Below are 487 nucleotides of genomic sequence, written 5' to 3' on the forward strand. Positions count from 1 at the left end.
GCGCCCTTATTTACTTGACCTTACTTCTAAGATCTGCTCTTTTAAGTCGCTCGTGCAATCTGTTCTCTTTTTGATTTGATTGTTTCTCGGTTTTTTTCTTGGATTATATTCAGTTTTCAATGTACTAGCCACGGACATCTCTGTCCTATGGAGGCTAACGGGATCGAACCGATGACCTCCTGCTTGCAAAGCAGGTGCTCTCCCAGCTGAGCTAAGCCCCCAGATATTCACTTCTTAGACAGCCTATGCTTGCCTATGGGCCTAAATGGACTTGAACCATCGACCTCACGCTTATCAGGCGTGCGCTCTAACCAGCTGAGCTATAGGCCCGTCTTCTCGCGTATCGTGCTCTTCTTTTTTTCTTTGAGGTACTACCCTCAAAACTAAACAATGTTCTCGCTCCGTGTGCTTCCTGCTCTGGGACTTATTTCAGTAGTCTCCTACTCTTTTAGCCCCTTTGCTTTTCCTTAGAAAGGAGGTGATCCAG

General features: G+C 46.2%; 2 tRNA genes. Both read right to left on the bottom strand.

The window, feature by feature from the left end:
• Positions 1 to 148: 148 nt before the first annotated feature.
• Positions 149 to 221 (bottom strand) — tRNA-Ala (locus AC2JF7_RS09050).
• A 35-nt stretch (positions 222 to 256) separates the two neighbouring features.
• Positions 257 to 330 (bottom strand) — tRNA-Ile (locus AC2JF7_RS09055).
• Positions 331 to 487 lie beyond the last annotated feature (157 nt).

The sequence above is a fragment of the Lactobacillus sp. XV31L genome (assembly GCF_059900865.1).